At 45.1% G+C, this 827-nt stretch carries 2 protein-coding genes; one reads left to right on the forward strand and one right to left on the reverse strand.

The genetic code is table 11. The features are described 5' to 3' along the window. Positions 1 to 181 (forward strand): ASCH domain-containing protein (locus tag R7044_RS24800; protein WP_225455946.1); only part of this gene is annotated, 181 nt, incomplete at its 5' end. Positions 182 to 249: 68 nt separating this feature from the next. Here the strand turns inward: R7044_RS24800 and R7044_RS24805 are convergent. Further along, positions 250 to 827 (reverse strand): class I SAM-dependent methyltransferase (locus tag R7044_RS24805; RefSeq protein WP_225455947.1); only part of this gene is annotated, 578 nt, incomplete at its 5' end.

The following is an 827-nucleotide window of genomic DNA, read 5'->3' on the forward strand; positions in this document are numbered from 1 at the left end:
ATATGATGAAGTCACCACAGAGTTTGCCTACGCAGAAGGCGAAGGTGATAGAACGTTGAACTGGTGGCGTGACGCACATGCTGCATTTTTTAAAGCCGAGTGCGATGAGTTGAACATCGATTGGCATGAGCAACGTTTGCTGGTTCTAGAACACTTTAAAGTGGTTTATCCATTTGAATAATCAGCGTTGAGTGACTAAAAAACAGCACCGAGTTTGGTGCTGTTTTTGTTTTTATTCCTGCGTTCAGATTAACGTTTCACTGCCGTGACGCTGAATACATGCCAATGTTTAGGCGTCCCGACTATGGTGGTGCCATCTTCATCTCTTTCATGCATGGAGACGATGTCATAGCCTTCAAAACATTGCTCGACTTGCTGGCGAGTGAGTGAGGTTAGATGAGCATGCGAGTTTGAATCAACCCAAGAATCGTTCACGCCTAAAAAGTCTCCGCAGAAAACACCACCTGATGGCAAAGAAGAATCGATTTGATTCCACACGTTTTCAAAGTGCGCTTTTGGGCAAAAGAACAGGCTGGCGCTAGCAATAAATAGGGTGCACTTAGGGTAATCAAAATCGCTGAAACACGCTTGCGAGATGGAGAAGTTCGACTGTTCAGAAAAACGCGTCTCACAGGTTTTTATTGCATCTGAGTTGTTGTCGAATGCGTGAACACGAAAGCCTTGTGCGAGAAGAAAATTGGAGTCTCTCCCTGTACCGCAGCCAGCGTCAACGGCAATTTTCTCTGCTAATGTGTGAAATTGTAGGGCTTTCTCTACATTGATCCTGTGTGGTTGTTGAGCGACTTTTTGATAGTACGGATCCCATG

It is taken from the genome of Vibrio sp. 1402, from assembly GCF_033340275.1.